The 15904-nt window shown below is 69.3% G+C and carries 15 protein-coding genes; 10 read left to right on the top strand and 5 right to left on the bottom strand.

From position 1 onward, the window contains the following. The first annotated feature begins 1 nt into the window (after position 1). From FKO37_RS40375 to FKO37_RS40365, 3 genes are all read left to right on the top strand, one after another. Positions 2 to 544 carry a hypothetical protein gene (locus FKO37_RS40375; RefSeq protein WP_238607841.1) on the top strand — a complete coding sequence of 181 codons (543 nt, stop codon included), beginning with the start codon at positions 2 to 4 and terminating at the stop codon, positions 542 to 544. A 161-nt stretch (positions 545 to 705) separates the two neighbouring features. Continuing rightward, positions 706 to 1047, top strand: a complete 342-nt coding sequence (locus FKO37_RS40370; protein ID WP_134668037.1) for a beta/gamma crystallin domain-containing protein — start codon at positions 706 to 708, stop codon at positions 1045 to 1047. A 135-nt stretch (positions 1048 to 1182) separates the two neighbouring features. Beyond that, a complete protein-coding gene (locus FKO37_RS40365) occupies positions 1183 to 1686 on the top strand; it encodes a hypothetical protein (protein WP_238607840.1) in 504 nt (167 codons plus the stop codon). 51 nt (positions 1687 to 1737) lie between these two features. Here the strand turns inward: FKO37_RS40365 and FKO37_RS40360 are convergent, their stop codons facing one another. Both FKO37_RS40360 and FKO37_RS40355 read right to left on the bottom strand, forming a co-directional pair. After that, on the bottom strand, positions 1738 to 3303 hold the full coding sequence (locus tag FKO37_RS40360) for a sodium:solute symporter (RefSeq protein ID WP_134727895.1): 1566 nt from the start codon (positions 3301 to 3303) through the stop codon (positions 1738 to 1740). Between the two features lie 9 nt (positions 3304 to 3312). Next, positions 3313 to 4527, bottom strand: coding sequence for an anhydro-N-acetylmuramic acid kinase (locus FKO37_RS40355; RefSeq protein WP_238607839.1), 1215 nt, complete (start codon positions 4525 to 4527; stop codon positions 3313 to 3315). Between the two features lie 140 nt (positions 4528 to 4667). Between FKO37_RS40355 and ftsY the strand changes: the two genes are divergently transcribed. From ftsY to FKO37_RS40340, 3 genes are all read left to right on the top strand, one after another. Next, positions 4668 to 6023, top strand: coding sequence for a signal recognition particle-docking protein FtsY (ftsY, locus tag FKO37_RS40350; protein ID WP_238607838.1), 1356 nt, complete (start codon positions 4668 to 4670; stop codon positions 6021 to 6023). 122 nt (positions 6024 to 6145) lie between these two features. Beyond that, positions 6146 to 6463 carry a DUF4333 domain-containing protein gene (locus tag FKO37_RS40345; protein ID WP_238607837.1) on the top strand — a complete coding sequence of 106 codons (318 nt, stop codon included), beginning with the start codon at positions 6146 to 6148 and terminating at the stop codon, positions 6461 to 6463. Beyond that, positions 6460 to 6954: a GNAT family N-acetyltransferase gene (locus FKO37_RS40340; RefSeq protein WP_238607836.1), complete on the top strand. Its 495-nt coding sequence runs from the start codon at positions 6460 to 6462 to the stop codon at positions 6952 to 6954. The genes FKO37_RS40345 and FKO37_RS40340 overlap by 4 nt, the downstream gene beginning before the upstream one ends. Here FKO37_RS40340 and FKO37_RS40335 read toward each other — a convergent pair. Further along, positions 6947 to 7711, bottom strand: a complete 765-nt coding sequence (locus tag FKO37_RS40335; protein ID WP_043833101.1) for an IclR family transcriptional regulator — start codon at positions 7709 to 7711, stop codon at positions 6947 to 6949. The genes FKO37_RS40340 and FKO37_RS40335 overlap by 8 nt on opposite strands. A gap of 108 nt (positions 7712 to 7819) precedes the next feature. On the opposite strand from FKO37_RS40335, the gene aceB reads away from it, so the two are divergent. Both aceB and FKO37_RS40325 read left to right on the top strand, forming a co-directional pair. Beyond that, positions 7820 to 9394 (top strand): malate synthase A, encoded by a 1575-nt coding sequence (aceB, locus tag FKO37_RS40330; RefSeq protein WP_037810234.1) that lies wholly within the window; start codon positions 7820 to 7822, stop codon positions 9392 to 9394. After that, the gene (locus FKO37_RS40325; protein ID WP_037810236.1) at positions 9394 to 10590 is read left to right on the top strand and encodes an aldolase/citrate lyase family protein; all 1197 of its coding nucleotides are present in this window, start codon (positions 9394 to 9396) and stop codon (positions 10588 to 10590) included. The genes aceB and FKO37_RS40325 overlap by 1 nt, the downstream gene beginning before the upstream one ends. 19 nt (positions 10591 to 10609) lie before the next feature. On the opposite strand, the gene FKO37_RS40320 is transcribed toward FKO37_RS40325, so the two are convergent. After that, positions 10610 to 11035 carry a nuclear transport factor 2 family protein gene (locus FKO37_RS40320; RefSeq protein WP_037810238.1) on the bottom strand — a complete coding sequence of 142 codons (426 nt, stop codon included), beginning with the start codon at positions 11033 to 11035 and terminating at the stop codon, positions 10610 to 10612. Between the two features lie 121 nt (positions 11036 to 11156). On the opposite strand from FKO37_RS40320, the gene htpG reads away from it, so the two are divergent. After that, positions 11157 to 13043 (top strand): molecular chaperone HtpG, encoded by a 1887-nt coding sequence (gene htpG, locus FKO37_RS40315; protein WP_238607834.1) that lies wholly within the window; start codon positions 11157 to 11159, stop codon positions 13041 to 13043. A 69-nt stretch (positions 13044 to 13112) separates the two neighbouring features. After that, positions 13113 to 14450, top strand: coding sequence for an 8-oxoguanine deaminase (locus FKO37_RS40310; protein ID WP_238607833.1), 1338 nt, complete (start codon positions 13113 to 13115; stop codon positions 14448 to 14450). Between the two features lie 4 nt (positions 14451 to 14454). Here FKO37_RS40310 and FKO37_RS40305 read toward each other — a convergent pair whose 3' ends face one another. Beyond that, complete coding sequence (locus FKO37_RS40305) at positions 14455 to 15849, bottom strand: FtsW/RodA/SpoVE family cell cycle protein (protein ID WP_238607832.1); 1395 nt, start codon at positions 15847 to 15849, stop codon at positions 14455 to 14457. Positions 15850 to 15904 lie beyond the last annotated feature (55 nt).

Genomic DNA, 15904 nt, shown 5'->3' with positions numbered 1-15904 from the left:
AATGCGCACCATCGTGGCCCGCACCCTGATTTCCGGTTCGCTGCTCGGCGCCGCCCTCGCGGTCGCCGCGTGCGGCAGCGGCTCGCCGACCGGGCAGGCCGCAGCCGCGCCTACTGCGCTCTCGGCCGCGCCGACCGCTTCCTCCGTGGCCGCACCGACTTCTTCCGCGACGCCCACGCCGTCCGCTCAGGCCCCGGCGCACCAGAGCAAGCCCAAGCCGCACTCGAGCCCGGCCAAGGAGCAGCCCGGCGACCGCTTGCCGGGCAAGGGAGAACTCGGCAACGGCGCGGACTGCGGCCCCATCGACGGCCCCGGCGGCAAGGTCGACGTGGTGACCGAGGCGATGCCCGCCGGAACCGTCGGCTGCACCGAAGCGATCAACGTGATGTCCGACTATCTGGCCCAGGCGCCGACCAAGGCGGAGGGCACCGGGCGTTTCCTCGACGTCGACGGCTGGAACTGCGGATACGACGGCGGAAACGGCGGCAGCAAGCAGATTTTCTGCGGCAGCAAGGGGCTTTCGTTCCACGGCAAGGCGGTGTGAGCGCGGCACTTTTCTCTCGCGCCCCGGGTACGAACGGGTAGAAGCGGGCGCCGCGGCTGTCCGCTCGCCGTCCGGGGCTGGCACGGTCGGTCTTGTCCGGCGGCGCGGTTGAGCCGGGCGCACCTTCAAGGCAGCACTGGGAGAAAGGTTCCACAGCGATCATGCCTTCACTCGTCAAGAGACTCGCGATCGGCGGCGCCGCGGCGCTCGCGCTGGCCGTCACCGTTCCGGCCGGTCAGGCGTTCGCCATCGACCGGGTCGCGTGCAACGGCCGCACCGACTTCGTCCAGCTGCGCCTCGCCGGCGGAAGCCCGTGGGACGGCAGCGATGTCGCCTGCTTCGCCAACAGCGGCGCGACGTACGTGGACCTGGGCGGCGTCACCCGGGTCGACTCCGGCAACAACTCGGTCACCCTGTACTGGGACGGCGGCCGGACCGACCTCGGCCGCTGGCAGGGCGGCGACCTGAACTTCGTGCACGTGCGGCAGGTCGTGATCCACTAAGCGATTCCGCCGGCGGCCCGGCTTTCCCGCATCGAGGGGAGGCCGGGCCGTTCGCTGTCACACTGCCGACCCGGCGTTGGCCCCATAGAGTGAATCCGGCCGAACGGCGGCCGAGAGCCGGGGAGGTACTTCTTCATGCGCGCGATGGTGCCCAAAGCCGTTGTCACGGCGTCGATTCTCGCGGTCGGCACCCTGCTCGCGGCTTGCGGCGGGAGCAGCGACCCGGCGGCCGCCGTCTCGTCCCCGCCGTCGGTCGCGCTCACTGTCACGTCCGTGCCGGCGAGCCCCCTGCCGAGCAGCAAAGCAGCGCCGTCGAGCAAGACGCACAGCCCGGGCGAATCCCAGGACAGCAGCTCGGACGCTGGGGAAACGGTCGGCCCGCCGGTCGACTGCGGCCCGATCGACGCGCCCAACGGCAAGGTCGGCCTGGCCGCCGCCGAGACCAAGGCCGGTCGCCCCGGCTGCACCGAGGCGATCAACGTGATCACCCAGTACTTCGAGGACGCGCCGAAAAAGGCCGAGGGCACCGCGCACGTGCTGAACGTGAGCGGCTGGCGGTGCATGGCCGACACCGGCGCGCAGGGCAGCGGCCGGATCGGCTGCGACAAGGACGGCATGGTCTTCTACACGCAGCCGTAAAACGCGCTCTCGCCGGGCTCCCGAGGGAACCCGGCGAGAGAAAAGCCCTTGTTAGGCGGGGGTTTCCGCGGGCTCCTCGACCTGCTCGACGTTCGGGTCGGCACCGCGCCGCCGCAGCGACAGCAGCCCGCCCACGATCAGCGTGATCAGCACGCCGGCGAAGGTGTACCAGTAGGTCGCCAGCGGCACGAGCGTCTTCGTCGCCGCGCCGAACTGGATGTGCACCTCGGTGGTCGCCTTGTCGAATTTCACGAACAGGATCAGGAACGCCATCCCGACCACCGAGCAGGCGAACGCGATCACCGCGTCGGACTGGCGGGCCTTGCGCACCAGCAGGCCGAGGAAGAACGACCCGAGCAGCGCGCCGTAGGTGTAGCCGACGATCCCGAGGCCCTGCTGGATCACCGGGTCCTTCGAGTTGGTGAACATCGAGGCGAACACGGCGAACACGGCCGCCCAGATGAGTGTCCACATGCGACCGTGCCGGAGCAGTTTGGCGTCCTCGATCGATTTGTGCGTGAACCGCTGGTAGAGGTCGGCGATCGTGGAGGTGGACAGCGCGTTGAGCGCGGATGCGAGCGCGCCCATCGTCGAGGCGAGGATGCCGGCGATCAAGAGCCCGGCGAGGCCGACCGGAAGGTCGTTGACGATGAAGTTGGAGAACACGTCGTCGCCGGACATCTTCCCGGCCGCGACCGCGGTGGCCGTCGAGCCGGTCTTGCCGCCGGTGTAGACCCACAGCATCGCGCCGACGAGCAGGAACAGCGCGAACTGGATGAACACCACGATGGACGAGCCGATCAGCGCGCGCTGGCCGTCGCGCAGGTTCCGGCAGGAGAGCAGGCGGCCGACGATCAGCTGGTCCGCGCCGTGCGAGGCCATCGACAGGAACGCGCCGCCGACTACCGCGCAGAGGAACGCGTACGGGTTGGTGAGCAGGTTCGACGCGAAGTCGGTGAGCTGGAACCGGCCCTGGCTCGAAGCGATCTGCGTCCAGCCGGACGGCAGCTTCGTGGACAGGAAGATCACCGCGCCGATCGCGCCGAGGATGTAGAGCGACCACTGGATGACGTCCACCCAGATCACCGACTTGATGCCGCCGACGAACGCGTAGACCACGGTCAGCGCGGTCAGCAGCACGACGATGTGCCAGTACTCGGTGTGGATGCCGTAGTGGCCGAGGATCGCCTTGATCGGGATCGCCCCGGCGAACAGCCGCAGCCCCTCGGCGAGCAGCCGCGTCACCACGAAGGTGACCGACGCGGTGCCCTGCAGCCCGCGGCCGAAGCGGCGGCCGAGGAATTCGTACGCGCTCACGTAGTTGCCGCGGAAGTAGCGCGGCAGCAGCACGAACGCGGCGATCACGCGGCCGATGATGTAGCCGAACGCGACTTCGAGGAACAGGAAGGCGCTGCCGAACACGAGCCCGGGCGTCGAGATGACGGTGAGCGTGGACGTCTCGGTGGCCACCACCGAGAGCGTGACCGCCCACCAGGGCATGCTGCGCTCGCCGACGAAGTAGTCGTTCGCGGACTTCTGTCTGCGTCCGACCAGCACGCCGATGACCGGCATCGCCGCGAGGTACACGATGACGATCACCAGATCGACTGGATTCATGGGGTTCTCCTACCGTGGTTGCCCGGATTCCGCGACCCGGAGCCGGGTCGCGGCGCCCCCCAGCGGGGCGGGGAGATTCAGGGGCGTCGCACCCGGCGTCAGCGCGCCGAGCAGGCGGGGACCGCTCGCGCCGGTGGCCGAGGGCAGCGTCGCCGGGACGCCGCACCAGCTCAGCCAGCCGAGCAGCGCGGTCAAGTAGGCCTCTTTGCCGGAGCCGGGGAGGCCGAGGTCGTCGCTGGTGCGCAGCGCGCCTTCGGGAAGATGACGCGCCAGCGCCGCCATGGTCGCCGGGTTCGCGACGCCGCCGCCGGACGCGACAACGGTCGCGACGCCGTGCCGCCGGCATTCCGCGGCGACCGTCGCGGCGGTCAGTTCGGTGAGCGTCGCCAGCAGATCCTCCGCGGACAACGACGGCAGTCCGGACAGGGCTGCGTTCAGGTATCCGCCGTGGAAGTGCTCTTTGCCCGTGGATTTCGGGGGAGGGGCGGCGAAATAGGGGTCGGCGAGCAACCGGTCGAGCAGGTCCTTCCGGACCGAGCCGGCGAGCGCGAGCCGTCCGTCGACGTCGGCGGACAGCTTGCCGTCGCTGACGTGGGCGGCGGCGAGATCGAGCAGCGCGTTGGCCGGGCCGGTGTCGTAGGCGAGCACCTTGTCCGACTGCGTGACCACGGTGATGTTCGCGATGCCGCCGAGGTTGAGCGCGGCCACCGGGCGTCCGGTCTCCTCGGCGAGGCCGCGCAGCCACATCGCGTCGAGCGTGCTCGCCAGCGGCGCGCCCTGGCCGCCCGCGGTGATGTCGCGGATGCGGAGGTCGGCGATCACCGGCACGCCGGTGCGCTCGGCGATCCACGCCGGCTGGCCGAGCTGGAGCGTGCCGAGCGCGACGCCGTTTTCGACCCAGTGGTAGACGGTCTGGCCGAGCGAGGCGATCACGTCCACCGGCCCGTACGCGGCGATCCCGCGCGCGGCCGCGTCCGCGAACGCCTGGCCGACCCGGGTGTCGAGGACGGTCAGCTGCCGCGCGCTGCTCGGCCGCGGCGGGAACGCGTCGAGGAGGTCCGCGCGGAGGTCGGCGGGATAGGGCACGTCGAGCTCGCCGAGCGGGGTGAGGACGACGGTCCCGTCGTCTTCGCGGATTTCGGCGACCGCGACGTCGATTCCGTCCACGGACGTGCCCGACAGCAGCCCGAGGACGCGGAAACAGTGGCCGGCGGGGGTGGTCATCCGATGTGGTCTAGTCAACGCGGAAGGGGTGGCGCAAGACGCTTCGTGGAGTCTTGGCCGAATCGGAACCGTTCGCGTTACTCGTTGGCCTCGCGGTGGGGTGTCCGGTGGCTTGTGCACGCGGATGACAGGATGGTGGCGTGTCGAGCACCTGGTTCTGGATCGTTGTCGTCGCCGTCGTCGTCCTGGTCGCCGTGCTGGTGTCCGGGCTGCTCATCGCGCGCAAGCGGCGGATCAGCATCGCCGAACAGCGCAAGGTCGAGGAGAAGCCGAAGGGCGGCGGGTATGCCGCGTCCGGCGGGATCTCCTTCGCGTCCGGCGGAACGGCCGTCGAGGCGAAACCCGAGCCTGCTCCTTCGCCGGAGCCTTCGCCCGAGCCGGTGGTCGAGCACCCCGTCGAGGACCGGCCGGAAGTCGACGGCCAGCCCGCGGTCGGCGACGACGCCGCGGTCCCGCGCGACTCCGACCAGCGCACGGTGCGCGACGTCAAGCTCCCCGAGCCGGTCGAGGAAGAAGCTCCCGAAGCGGTCGTGCCGGGAACGGTCGAGCCGATCGAGGAGATCGAGTCCCCGACCGGCCGGCTCGAGCGCCTGCGCGGCCGCCTGTCGAAGTCCCGCTCGGTGTTCGGGCAGAGCCTGCTGGGCCTGCTCGGCGGCGGCGACCTGGACGAGGACTCGTGGCAGGACGTCGAAGACACGCTGCTCATGGCGGACCTCGGCGCCGCCACGACGACCCAGATCGTGGACCGCCTGCGCGACGAACTGAACCGCCGCGCGGTGCGCACGTCAGGGGAAGCCCGCGAACTGCTGCACGAGGTGCTGACCGCGGCGCTGTCCACGGACGCCGAGCGCTCGGTCCGGGCCCTCCCGCACGAGGTAGACGGCAAGAAGCAGCCCGCGGTCGTGTTGGTGGCGGGCGTGAACGGCACCGGCAAGACCACGACGACCGGCAAACTCGCGCGAGTGCTGGTGGCCCAGGGCGGCACCGTGGTGCTGGGCGCGGCCGACACGTTCCGCGCCGCGGCCGCCGACCAGCTCCAGACGTGGGGCGAACGCGTAGGTGCCTCGGTGGTGCGAGGCAAGGAAGGCGCAGACCCGGCGGCAGTCGCGTTCGACGCGGTCAAGCAGGGCATCAGCGAGGGCGTGGACACGGTCCTGGTCGACACCGCGGGCCGCCTCCACACGAAGACCGGCCTGATGGACGAACTCGGCAAGGTGAAGCGAGTCGTGGAAAAGCAGGCGCGGGTGGACGAGGTCCTGCTCGTGCTGGACGCGACGACCGGACAGAACGGGCTCGCGCAGGCCCGGGTGTTCGCCGAGGTCATCGACGTGACGGGCATCGTCCTGACCAAACTGGACGGCACCGCCAAGGGCGGGATCGTGTTCCAGGTCCAGAAGGAACTGGGAGTGCCGGTGAAGCTGGTGGGGCTGGGCGAGGGGCCGGATGATCTGGCGCCGTTCGAGCCCGGGGCGTTCGTGGACGCTTTGCTGGGTTGATTCGCCTGGCTGGGTGAATACCGGCTAAAGCGGACATCTCTCGCGGGTCTGCCTGCCACGGTGGGCGGCGGCACGCTGCGCGGGACGGTCCGCTCGGTTCAACCAGCTCTAGGAGAACCTCCATGCACCCTCGGATTCGTCCTGTCCTGATCGCCGCCTGCGCGCTGGTTCTCGCCGGTTGTTCCGCGCACGTGAGCGTCGGCAAGGAAGTCTCCAAGGAGAACTTCGAAAAGGGCATTTCCGACGCTCTCCAGCAGTCCATCGGCAAGCGGCCGGACACCGTCGCCTGCCCGGGGCCGATCAAGGCTGTCGAGGGGGAGTCGATGCGCTGCGTCCTCACCGCGGGTGGACAGAAAGTCGGGCTCACCGCGAAAATCGGCGCGGTGAACGGCACCGAGGTGAAGTACGACGTCCAGGTCGATCAGAAACCCATGCAGTGACCCGAGTAACCCTTCGCCAGCTCACCGAAGCCGACCGGTCGCGAGTGCGCGAGATCCTCTCCGCCCCGGAAGTTTCGCAGTGGTGGGGCGATCCCGACGAGGAAACCGACGGGCTTCTCGCCAAGGACGAAGAACACGCCTACGCCATCGAGCACAACGGCCAGACCGTCGGCATCATCCAGAGCTGGGAAGAAACCACCCCCCGCTACCGGCACGCCGGGATCGACCTCGCTGTGCACCCTGGCCACTACGGGCTCGGGCTCGGCTCGGAGGCGATCCGGATCCTCGCGCAGCGTCTGTTCGACCAGGGGCACCACCGCATCACCATCGATCCGGCGGCGGCCAACCACCGTGCGATTCACGTGTACCAGAAGCTCGGCTTCCGGCGCGTCGGGATTCTCCGCGACTACGAGCAAGGGCCGGACGGCACCTGGCACGACGGTCTGCTGATGGACCTCCTCAAAGGCGAACTCAGGGGCGAACTCAAGTAACCGGCAGCTGCTGCGAAAGCCGGTCCGCCACCTTCTGCACCACCGGCGCGATGTGGCTCACCGCGTCCGCCGTCAGGCGGCCGGACGGGCCCGACACCGACACCGCGGCGGGCACTGGGGCACCGGGGATCGCGACGGCGATGCAGCGCACACCCAATTCCTGCTCTGCCTCATCGAGGGCGTAACCCTGGCCGGCGATCTTCTTCAACTCCACCGCCAGCGCGTCCGGGTCGGTGAAGGTGTGCTCGGTGTACGCGGGCATTCCGGTGCGTTCCAGCAGCGACGCGACCTCGTCGGCGGGCAGTTCCGCCAGCATCGCCTTGCCCACGCCGGTGCCGTGCGGCAGGAGGCGCCGGCCGACCTCGGTGAACATGCGCATCGAGTGCTTCGAGGGCACTTGTGCGACATACACCACCTCGTCGCGTTCCAGCACCGCCAGGTTCGCCGTCTCGCCGACCTCCTCGACCAGCTCCACCAGCAGCGGCCGTGCCCACGCGCCGAACTGCATGCTGGCGTTCTCGCCGAGCCGGATCAGCCGGGCGCCCAGCGCGTAGTGCCGGTTGGTGTTCTGCCGGACGTAGCCCAGCGACACCAGCGTGCGGATCAGCCGGTGGATCGTCGGCATCGGCAGCCCGGACAGGGTCGCCAGCTCCGACAGGCTGGCTTCGCCGCCGGTGTCCGCCAGGTGCTCCAGCAGCTCGAACGCGCGCTGCAGGGACTGGACGCCGCCGTCTCGTCCGCTCTTCTCAGCCGCCACCAGTGGTCCTCCTCACAGACCCGATTGATGTTCCGCTATGCAGAAACTATAGTCCGTCAGGTAAAAACCGTAGGGACGTTATCCAAAGCACTACTCGGGGTGTTGCGCATGTCTGAGGTCCAGGTTCTCGGCGGGTCCGTCGAGCGTGGGGACGAGATTCTGACGCCGGAAGCCCTCGCTTTCGTAGCGGGCTTGCACGACGAGTACGCCGCGCGGCGCGACGAACTCCTCGTCGCGCGGGGCAAGCGGCGCGAGGAGGCCCGGACCACCGGCCGCCTCGATTTCCTCGCCGAGACCAAGGAAATCCGCGAGGGTGACTGGCAGGTCGCGGGCGCACCGGAAGCGCTGCGCGACCGCCGCGTGGAGATCACCGGCCCGACCGATCGCAAGATGACCATCAACGCCCTCAACTCCGGTGCCAAGGTGTGGCTCGCCGACTTCGAGGACGCCAACACGCCGCACTGGGCGAACGTCGTGGGCGGCCAGGTCAACCTGTCCGACGCGATCCGCGGCACCATCACGCTCGACCAGAACGGCAAGCACTACGAGCTGAAGCCGGACGTCGAGCACGCCACCATCGTGGTCCGCCCGCGCGGCTGGCACCTCGACGAGCGCAACCTGACCTTCGGCGGCCGCAAAGGCGTCGGCGCGCTGGTCGACTTCGGCCTGTACTTCTTCCACAACGCGCAGGAGCTGCTCAACCGCGGCAAGGGCCCGTACTTCTACCTGCCGAAGATGGAAAGCCACCTCGAAGCGCGGCTGTGGAACGACGTGTTCACGCACGCGGAGAAGGCGCTCGGCATCCCGCACGGCACCGTCCGCGCGACCGTGCTGATCGAGACCATCCCGGCCGCCTTCGAGATGGAAGAGATCCTCTACGAGCTGCGCGAGCACGCCTCGGGCCTCAACGCGGGCCGCTGGGACTACCTGTTCAGCGTCATCAAGTACTTCCGCGACGCGGGCGAGAAGTTCGTGCTGCCGGACCGCAACTCGGTCACCATGACCGCGCCGTTCATGCGGGCCTACACCGAACTGCTCGTGCGCACCTGCCACAAGCGCGGCGCGTTCGCGATCGGCGGCATGGCCGCGTTCATCCCGAGCAAGGACCCGGAAGTCAACAAGGGCGCCTTCGACAAGGTGCACGCCGACAAGTCGCGGGAGGCCGGGGACGGCTTCGACGGTTCGTGGGTCGCGCACCCGGGCATGGTCGCACTCTGCAAGGAAGAGTTCGACAAGGTCCTCGGCGACCAGCCCAACCAGCTGGGCCGCACTCGCGACGAGGTGAGCGTGACCGCCGACCAGCTGCTGGACGTCGCCTCGACGCCGGGCAGCGCCACCGCGGCCGGTCTGCGCGCGGCGGTCGACGTCGGCATCCGCTACCTGGCCTCGTGGCTGGGCGGCAACGGCGCGGCGGCGATCCACAACCTCATGGAGGACGCCGCCACGGCCGAGATTTCGCGGTCGCAGGTGTGGCAGTGGGTCAAGAACGGCACGCAGCTGGACAACGGCGAGAAGGTCACCGCGGAGCTGGTGCGCGGCGTCGTCGCCGACGTCCGCGGCGAGCTGGCGGCGGAGGTCTCCGACGACCTGCTGAAGCCCGCGGTCGAACTGTTCGAGCAGGTCGCGCTGGCCGACGAGTTCCCGGACTTCCTGACCCTGCCGGCGTACGAGCACATCCAGTAATGGCTGGCGGACGACTCGCCGAGGACGTCTACCGCACCGCCGACGCGCGGCTGGCCGAGGCCGACGCGCGCGTGGCGGCGCGGTATCCCGGTGAGTCTCCGGGCCGTCGTCCGGTGCACACGGTTTACGTGCCGGCGTCGCAGTACCGCACGCGCTTGGTCGCCGACTGGGGCAAACAGGCGATGCGGGCCTTCGTCGAGCACGGCGACCTGCTGAACCTCGACCCGGCGGTGGCCGAGCGGGTCCGCGAGAAGCTCCTCACCGAGCCGATCGAGGACCTCCGCATCGACTTCGAGGACGGTTACGGCCGTCCCGGCGACGAAGCGGAGGACGCGGCCGCCGAGGCCGCCGGGCGCACCCTCGCGACCACCGGCGGCACCCCGTTCGTCGGAATCCGGTTCAAGAGCTTCGAAGCCGCGACGCGGCGGCGGGGCATCCGGACGCTCGACCTGTTCCTGTCCGGTTTGCTGTCCGAAGGATCGCTGCCGGACGGATTCGTGGTGACGCTGCCGAAGGTCACCGCGGTGGAGCAGGTCGAGGTCGCCGCGGAAGTGTTGGGGCGGCTGGAAACCGCGTATGGACTGGCGGACCGCGCGCTGCGGTTCGAGGTGCAGATCGAGACCGCGCAGTCGATCCTTTCGACCGACGGCACGGTCTCGGTCGCGCAGATCATCCAGGCCGCGGACGGCCGGTGCTCCGGGCTGCATTACGGGACCTACGACTACAGCGCGGGTCTCGGGATCAGCGCGGCGTACCAGAGCATGGCGCACCCCGCCGCCGACTTCGCGAAGCAGTTCATGCAGGTCGCGGCTGCCGGAACGGGTGTGCGGCTGTCCGACGGTTCGACCAACCGGCTCCCGGTGGGCGACGACCTGCCGGGCGCGTGGGCCGAGCACCTGCGCCTGGTGCGGCGGTCGCTGGAGAACGGCTTCTACCAGGGCTGGGACCTGCATCCGCACCAGCTGCCGACCCGGTACGCGGCGACGTACGCCTTCTACCGCGAGGGCGCCCCGGCGGCGGCCAAGCGGTTGCAGGACTACGCGTCGAAGACCTCCGGGGGAGTGCTGGACGAGCCCGCCACGGCGGAAGCGCTGGCCCGGTATCTGCTCGGCGGGTTCCACTGCGGTGCGCTGGCGGAGTCGGAGCTGCCGTTCGAACCGGCGCGGCTGGACGCGTACGCGCGGCGACAAGCGTGAACGGTCGCGAGTGCCTGTGCTACTCCGCGCAGGCACTCGCGATCGCCGCGGTGTCCCAGTAAAACGGCCGCACCTCGGCGATCCGCCCGTTCTCGATCCGGATCGCCTGAAGGATCGGGAACTCCAGGTCCCGCCCGGTCGCCCGCGTCCGGGCGCGCACCTGGGTGAGCACCACCGACGTCGCGCCGACGGCGAGGAACTCCTGGTCGCCGATGTCGAACGACTCCCAGATCCGGCTCATCTCGAGGAAGAACTTCTCCAGCCCGGCGTGGCCGTGCCAGTCGCCGCCGAACGGCAGCCCGGCGGCCTGGTGCAGTACGACATCCTCGGCGAAATACGGGGCCAGCGGGGCAAACGAAGCCGAACCGGGGCCGCCGGCGGCGAAATACTCGGCCTCGGCTTGATACATGCCGTTGAGCACGGCTGCGGGATCAGTCACGGGCATCAGCCTGGCCGTCCCAGGCGGACGCTGCTGGCGGCAATCGGACTTCGCGGTCTCCGCACGTTCTGCCGGTCGCGCTGGGTAGACTTCACGCCGGTCTTTTCAGGGGCGGGAAAGGAAACACATGGCTGAGGAAACCGGGACGGTCGAAACGCTGGAGTTCCAGTCCGAGGCGCGCCAGCTGCTGCAGCTGATGATCCACTCGATCTACTCGAACAAGGACATCTTCCTGCGCGAGCTGGTCTCCAACGCCTCCGACGCGCTGGACAAGCTGCGGCTGGAGACGTACCGCGACAAGGATCTGCAGGCCGAGACCGACAACCTGCACATCGAGATCCTCCTCGACGCCGAGGCGCGCACCCTCACCGTGCGCGACAACGGCATCGGGATGAGCCGCGACGACGTCGTCAACCTGATCGGCACCATCGCGAAATCCGGCACCGCCGACTTCCTGCGCAAGCTGAAGGAGTCGAAGGAATCCGCCGGACAGGACCTGATCGGGCAGTTCGGCGTCGGCTTCTACTCGAGCTTCATGGTCGCGGACAAAGTCACGCTGGTGACCCGGCGCGCGGGCACGGACGAGGGCGTCCGCTGGGAATCCACCGGCGAGGGCACCTACACGATCGAGTCGCTTTCCGACGCGCCGCAGGGCACGTCGGTCACGCTGCACCTCAAGCCCGCCGACGACGAGGACCACCTCTACGACTACACGTCGCCGTGGAAGGTCCGCGAGATCGTCAAGCGCTACTCCGACTTCATCACTTGGCCGGTGCAGATGGCCAAAGAAGCCAAGGATGACGAAGAGAGCGGTCTCGAGACTGTCAACTCCATGAAGGCGCTCTGGGCGCGTTCGAAGGACGAGGTCTCCGACGAGGAGTACCACGAGTTCTACAAGTACATCAGCCACGACTGGACCGACCCGCTCGAGACGGTCCGGATGCAGGCCGAGGGCACCTTCGAGTACCAGGCGCTGCTGTTCCTGCCCTCGCGCGCGCCGGTCGACCTGTTCATGCGGGACGCGAAGCGCGGCGTGCAGCTGTACGTCAAGCGCGTGTTCATCATGGACGACTGCGAAGCGCTGATGCCGAATTACCTGCGCTTCGTGAAGGGCGTCGTCGACGCGGCGGATCTGTCGCTGAACGTGTCGCGCGAGATCCTGCAGCAGGACCGGCAGATCCGCGCGATCCGGCGGCGGCTGGAGAAGAAGATCCTCTCCACGGTCAAGACGATGATGACCGAGGACGCCGAGAAGTACGCGACGTTCTGGTCCGAGTTCGGCCGCGCGGTCAAGGAAGGCCTGATCGACGACCCGGAGAACCGGGAGCAGATCCTGGAGATCTCGTCGTTCGATTCGACGCATCACGCGGACAAGCCCACCTCGCTGCGCGACTACGTGTCGCGGATGAAGGAGGGCCAGGAGCACATCTACTACCTGACCGGCGATTCGCGCACCGTCATCGAGAACTCGCCGCACCTGGAAGCGTTCCGCGCCAAGGGGTACGAGGTGCTGATCCTCACCGACCCGGTGGACGAGATGTGGACGGAGTCGGCGAGCGGCTTCGACGGCAAGACGTTCCAGTCGGTCGCGAAGGGCGAGGTCGACCTCGGCGACGAGACGTCCGACGAGAAGAAGGCCGAGTACGAGGACCTGCTGAAGTGGATGTCGGCGACGCTGTCCGACACCGTCAAGGAGGTCCGCCTGTCGTCGCGGCTCACGACGTCGCCGTCCTGCATCGTCGGCGACGCGGGCGATCTGACCCCGACGCTGGAGAAGATGTACCGCGCGATGGGGCAGGAGCTGCCGCCGGTGAAGCGCGTGCTGGAGCTGAACCCGGAGCACACGCTGGTGACCGGTCTGCGCAAGGCGTTCGCCGAGCACCCGGAGGACACTTCGCTGGCCGAGACGGCGGAGCTGCTGCACGGCATGGCGTTGCTCGCCGAGGGCGGCGAGCTGAGCGACCCGAGCCGGTTCCTGAACCTGGTGGCGGATCGCGCGGCCAAGGCGTTGTGACGGGTTTCGTGAGTGGCTGCCGCGGGTTCGGGGTAGCCACTCACGAGACCTTCCGGAGGTGAGTGTCGCATGAGGACAGTCGTCGAGAACGCCGCGATCGCGACGGTCAGCGGTCCCGAATACCGCAACGGACACGTCGTGCTCGAGGACGACCGCATCGCGGCCGTCGGCGACGGCGCCTTCACCGGCGACGCGGACGAACGCGTAGACGCGAGCGGCTGCCTCGTCACGCCGGGCCTCGTGAACACGCACCATCACCTCTACCAATGGGCCACCCGCGGCCTCGCCGCCGACCACACGCTGTTCGAGTGGCTCGTCGCGCTGTACCCGGTGTGGGCCAAGCTGGACGAGGAGATCACGCACGCCGCGGGTACCGCCGGAATGGCGCGGCTCGCCCTGAGCGGCTGCACCACGGTCGCCGACCACCACTACGTCTTCCCGTCCGACGGCGGCGGCCAGGTGGCCGCGCTCGTCGCCGCGCGGGAGCGGATCGGCTTGCGGCTGCACCTGGTCCGCGGCTCGATGGACCGCGGCGAATCGGACGGCGGGCTGCCGCCGGACAGCCTGGTCGAGACCGCCGAGGACGCCCTCCTCGGCACCGAAGCCGCGATCGACCGCTACCACGACGCCTCGCCGGGCGCGCACCTGCAGATCGCGGCGGGCCCGTGCTCGCCGTTCACCGTCACCGAGCGGCTGATGACCGCTTCGGCCGAGCTGGCCCGGCGCAAGGGCGTCCGGCTGCACACGCATCTGGCCGAAACCCAGGACGAGGAAAAGCAATGCCTCGCCGAAACCGGCCTCACGCCCGCCGAGTACGCGGACAAACTGGGCTGGCTGGCGTCGGATGTCTGGTTGGCGCACACCGTCCACCTCGCGCCGGACGCGATCCGCCGCTTCGGCGCGACCGCGACGGGTTCCGCACATTGCCCCACGTCGAACGGCCGCCTGGGCAGCGGAATCGCCCCGGTGCGCGACCTGCTCGACGCCGGTGCTCCGGTCGGGTTGGGCGTCGACGGCGCGGCTTCGAGCGAATCCGGCGGCTTGGCGGAGGAGTTGCATCAGGCGTTGCTGCAGGCCCGGCAACGCGGCGGGCCGAAGGGATTGACCACGCGAGAAGCGTTGTGGCTGGGCACAATGGGCGGCGCGCGGTGTCTCGGCCGGGAGCGCGACATGGGCTCGGTGGAGGTCGGGAAGCTCGCGGATCTGGCGGTGTGGGATCTGAACGGGCTGAACTACGCGGGCATCGAGGACCCGGTCGCGGCGCTGGTGCTGGCCGCGCCGCCGCCGCTGCGGAGGCTGTTCGTGGGCGGGAAAACGGTGGTGGAGACGGGTCAGCTCAGGACGGCCGACGCGACGTCGATTGCGGGCGAGTTGGCGAAGGCGAGCGCCCGGCTCCGCGAAGACTGACAGCTCACCGAGTCCGTTTGACCAGCACGGTCCCGGCATCCGCCAGTGGGGCTCGCACCGCCTGCACTGGTTCCGTCGTGCTCGGCTTGCGGGCCGCGTCCGAGATCCGCAGCAGCAGTGCGACCAGGATGTAGTTCGCGAGCAGCGACGAACCGCCCTTCGACAGGAACGGTGCGGTGATGCCGGTTTCCGGGATCAGCTTTGTCACCCCGCCCACGACTACGAAAATCTGCATCACCACGGTGAACGCCAGCCCGCCGCCGAGGAGTTTGCCGAAGCTGTCGCGGACGGCGAGCGCGTGGCGCATTCCGCGCAGGGCGATCAGCAGGTACAGCATCAGCACCGCGGCCAGCCCGAGGAAACCCAGTTCCTCGCCGATGCTGGCGGTGATGAAGTCGCTGTTCGCCTCGGGCACGATGTCCGGCCTGCCCGCGCCCAGGCCGGTTCCGCCCATGCCGCCGGTGCCGAGGCCGAACAGGCCCTGCGCGATCTGGTACCCGCCGCCGGCCTGGTCGTAGGTCGCGAGCGGGTCGATCCAGTTCGCCACTCGTTGCCGCACGTGGTTGAACAGGAAGTACGCCAGCACGCAGCCGCCCGCGAACACAGTCAGCCCGGCATACACCCAGACCGCCCGCTCGGTCGCGAGGTAGATCATCACCAGCACGATCCCGAAGAACAGCAGTGAGGCGCCGAGTTCCTTCTCGAACGCCAGCACCGCCACGCAGCCGAGCGCGGCGAGCACGATCGGCCCGAGGTCGCGCGCCCGCGGCAGTTCGACGCCGAGCACCTTGCGCCCGGCGACCCGGAACAGCTCCCGTTTCGCCACCAGCGTCGTCGCGGCGAACACGATCAGCAGCAGCTTCGCGAACTCGCCCGGCTGGAGCGACAGCGGGCCGATCCTGATCCACACCTTCGCGCCGTTGGCCTCCGAAAGCGACGACGGCAGCAGCGCGGGCAGGAGCACCGCGACGATCCCGGCCAGCCCGGCGAGGTAGCCGTACCGGGCCAGCACGCGGTGATCGCGAACGAAACCGAGCACTGCCAGGAACAAGGCCAGCGCCACGACGGTCCACAGCACCTGCTGTCCGGCGACGGCCGAGTACGTCTTGCCCCGCTGCACCGCCTGTTCGGCGAGCCCGAGGTCGATCCGGTGGATCACCACCAGTCCCGGCCCGTTGAGCAGCACGGTGCACGGCAGGATCAGCGGGTCCGCGTGCGGAGCCCAGCGCCGGACCGCGAGGTGCGCCGCCGCGACCACCGCGGTGAACGCCGCGCCGTAGCCAACAATGGAGAAGCTGAGCCGCGCCAAGGCGTTCGCGTCCACGAGCAGGAACGCGCACCAGACGATCGCCACCGCGAACAGAAGCAGCCGCAATTCCGTACCGCGCGCGGCAGGCATGGATTTCCCGTCGGTAGAAATCGGTGAACCGCCGCGAGGGTAGTCGCGATTTCTG

Source organism: Amycolatopsis sp. Poz14, from assembly GCF_006704225.1.
Taxonomy (GTDB): Bacteria; Actinomycetota; Actinomycetes; order Mycobacteriales; family Pseudonocardiaceae; genus Amycolatopsis; species Amycolatopsis nivea.
Note: the sequence above shows the minus strand (reverse complement) of the source record. Positions and strands in the feature narration are given on the sequence as shown.

What these genes read in the sequence shown, in the direction of transcription:
- FKO37_RS40320 (WP_037810238.1), bottom strand. Translation starts at nt 11,035, where the DNA reads ATGCCCGTGACTGATCCCGCAGCCGTGCTCAACGGCATGTATCAAGCC.
- FKO37_RS40375 (WP_238607841.1), top strand. Translation starts at nt 2, where the DNA reads ATGCGCACCATCGTGGCCCGCACCCTGATTTCCGGTTCGCTGCTCGGC.
- FKO37_RS40325 (WP_037810236.1), top strand. Translation starts at nt 9,394, where the DNA reads ATGGCTGGCGGACGACTCGCCGAGGACGTCTACCGCACCGCCGACGCG.
- aceB (WP_037810234.1), top strand. Translation starts at nt 7,820, where the DNA reads ATGTCTGAGGTCCAGGTTCTCGGCGGGTCCGTCGAGCGTGGGGACGAG.
- htpG (WP_238607834.1), top strand. Translation starts at nt 11,157, where the DNA reads ATGGCTGAGGAAACCGGGACGGTCGAAACGCTGGAGTTCCAGTCCGAG.
- FKO37_RS40360 (WP_134727895.1), bottom strand. Translation starts at nt 3,303, where the DNA reads ATGAATCCAGTCGATCTGGTGATCGTCATCGTGTACCTCGCGGCGATG.
- FKO37_RS40370 (WP_134668037.1), top strand. Translation starts at nt 706, where the DNA reads ATGCCTTCACTCGTCAAGAGACTCGCGATCGGCGGCGCCGCGGCGCTC.
- FKO37_RS40355 (WP_238607839.1), bottom strand. Translation starts at nt 4,527, where the DNA reads ATGACCACCCCCGCCGGCCACTGTTTCCGCGTCCTCGGGCTGCTGTCG.
- FKO37_RS40365 (WP_238607840.1), top strand. Translation starts at nt 1,183, where the DNA reads ATGCGCGCGATGGTGCCCAAAGCCGTTGTCACGGCGTCGATTCTCGCG.
- FKO37_RS40310 (WP_238607833.1), top strand. Translation starts at nt 13,113, where the DNA reads ATGAGGACAGTCGTCGAGAACGCCGCGATCGCGACGGTCAGCGGTCCC.
- FKO37_RS40305 (WP_238607832.1), bottom strand. Translation starts at nt 15,849, where the DNA reads ATGCCTGCCGCGCGCGGTACGGAATTGCGGCTGCTTCTGTTCGCGGTG.
- FKO37_RS40345 (WP_238607837.1), top strand. Translation starts at nt 6,146, where the DNA reads ATGCACCCTCGGATTCGTCCTGTCCTGATCGCCGCCTGCGCGCTGGTT.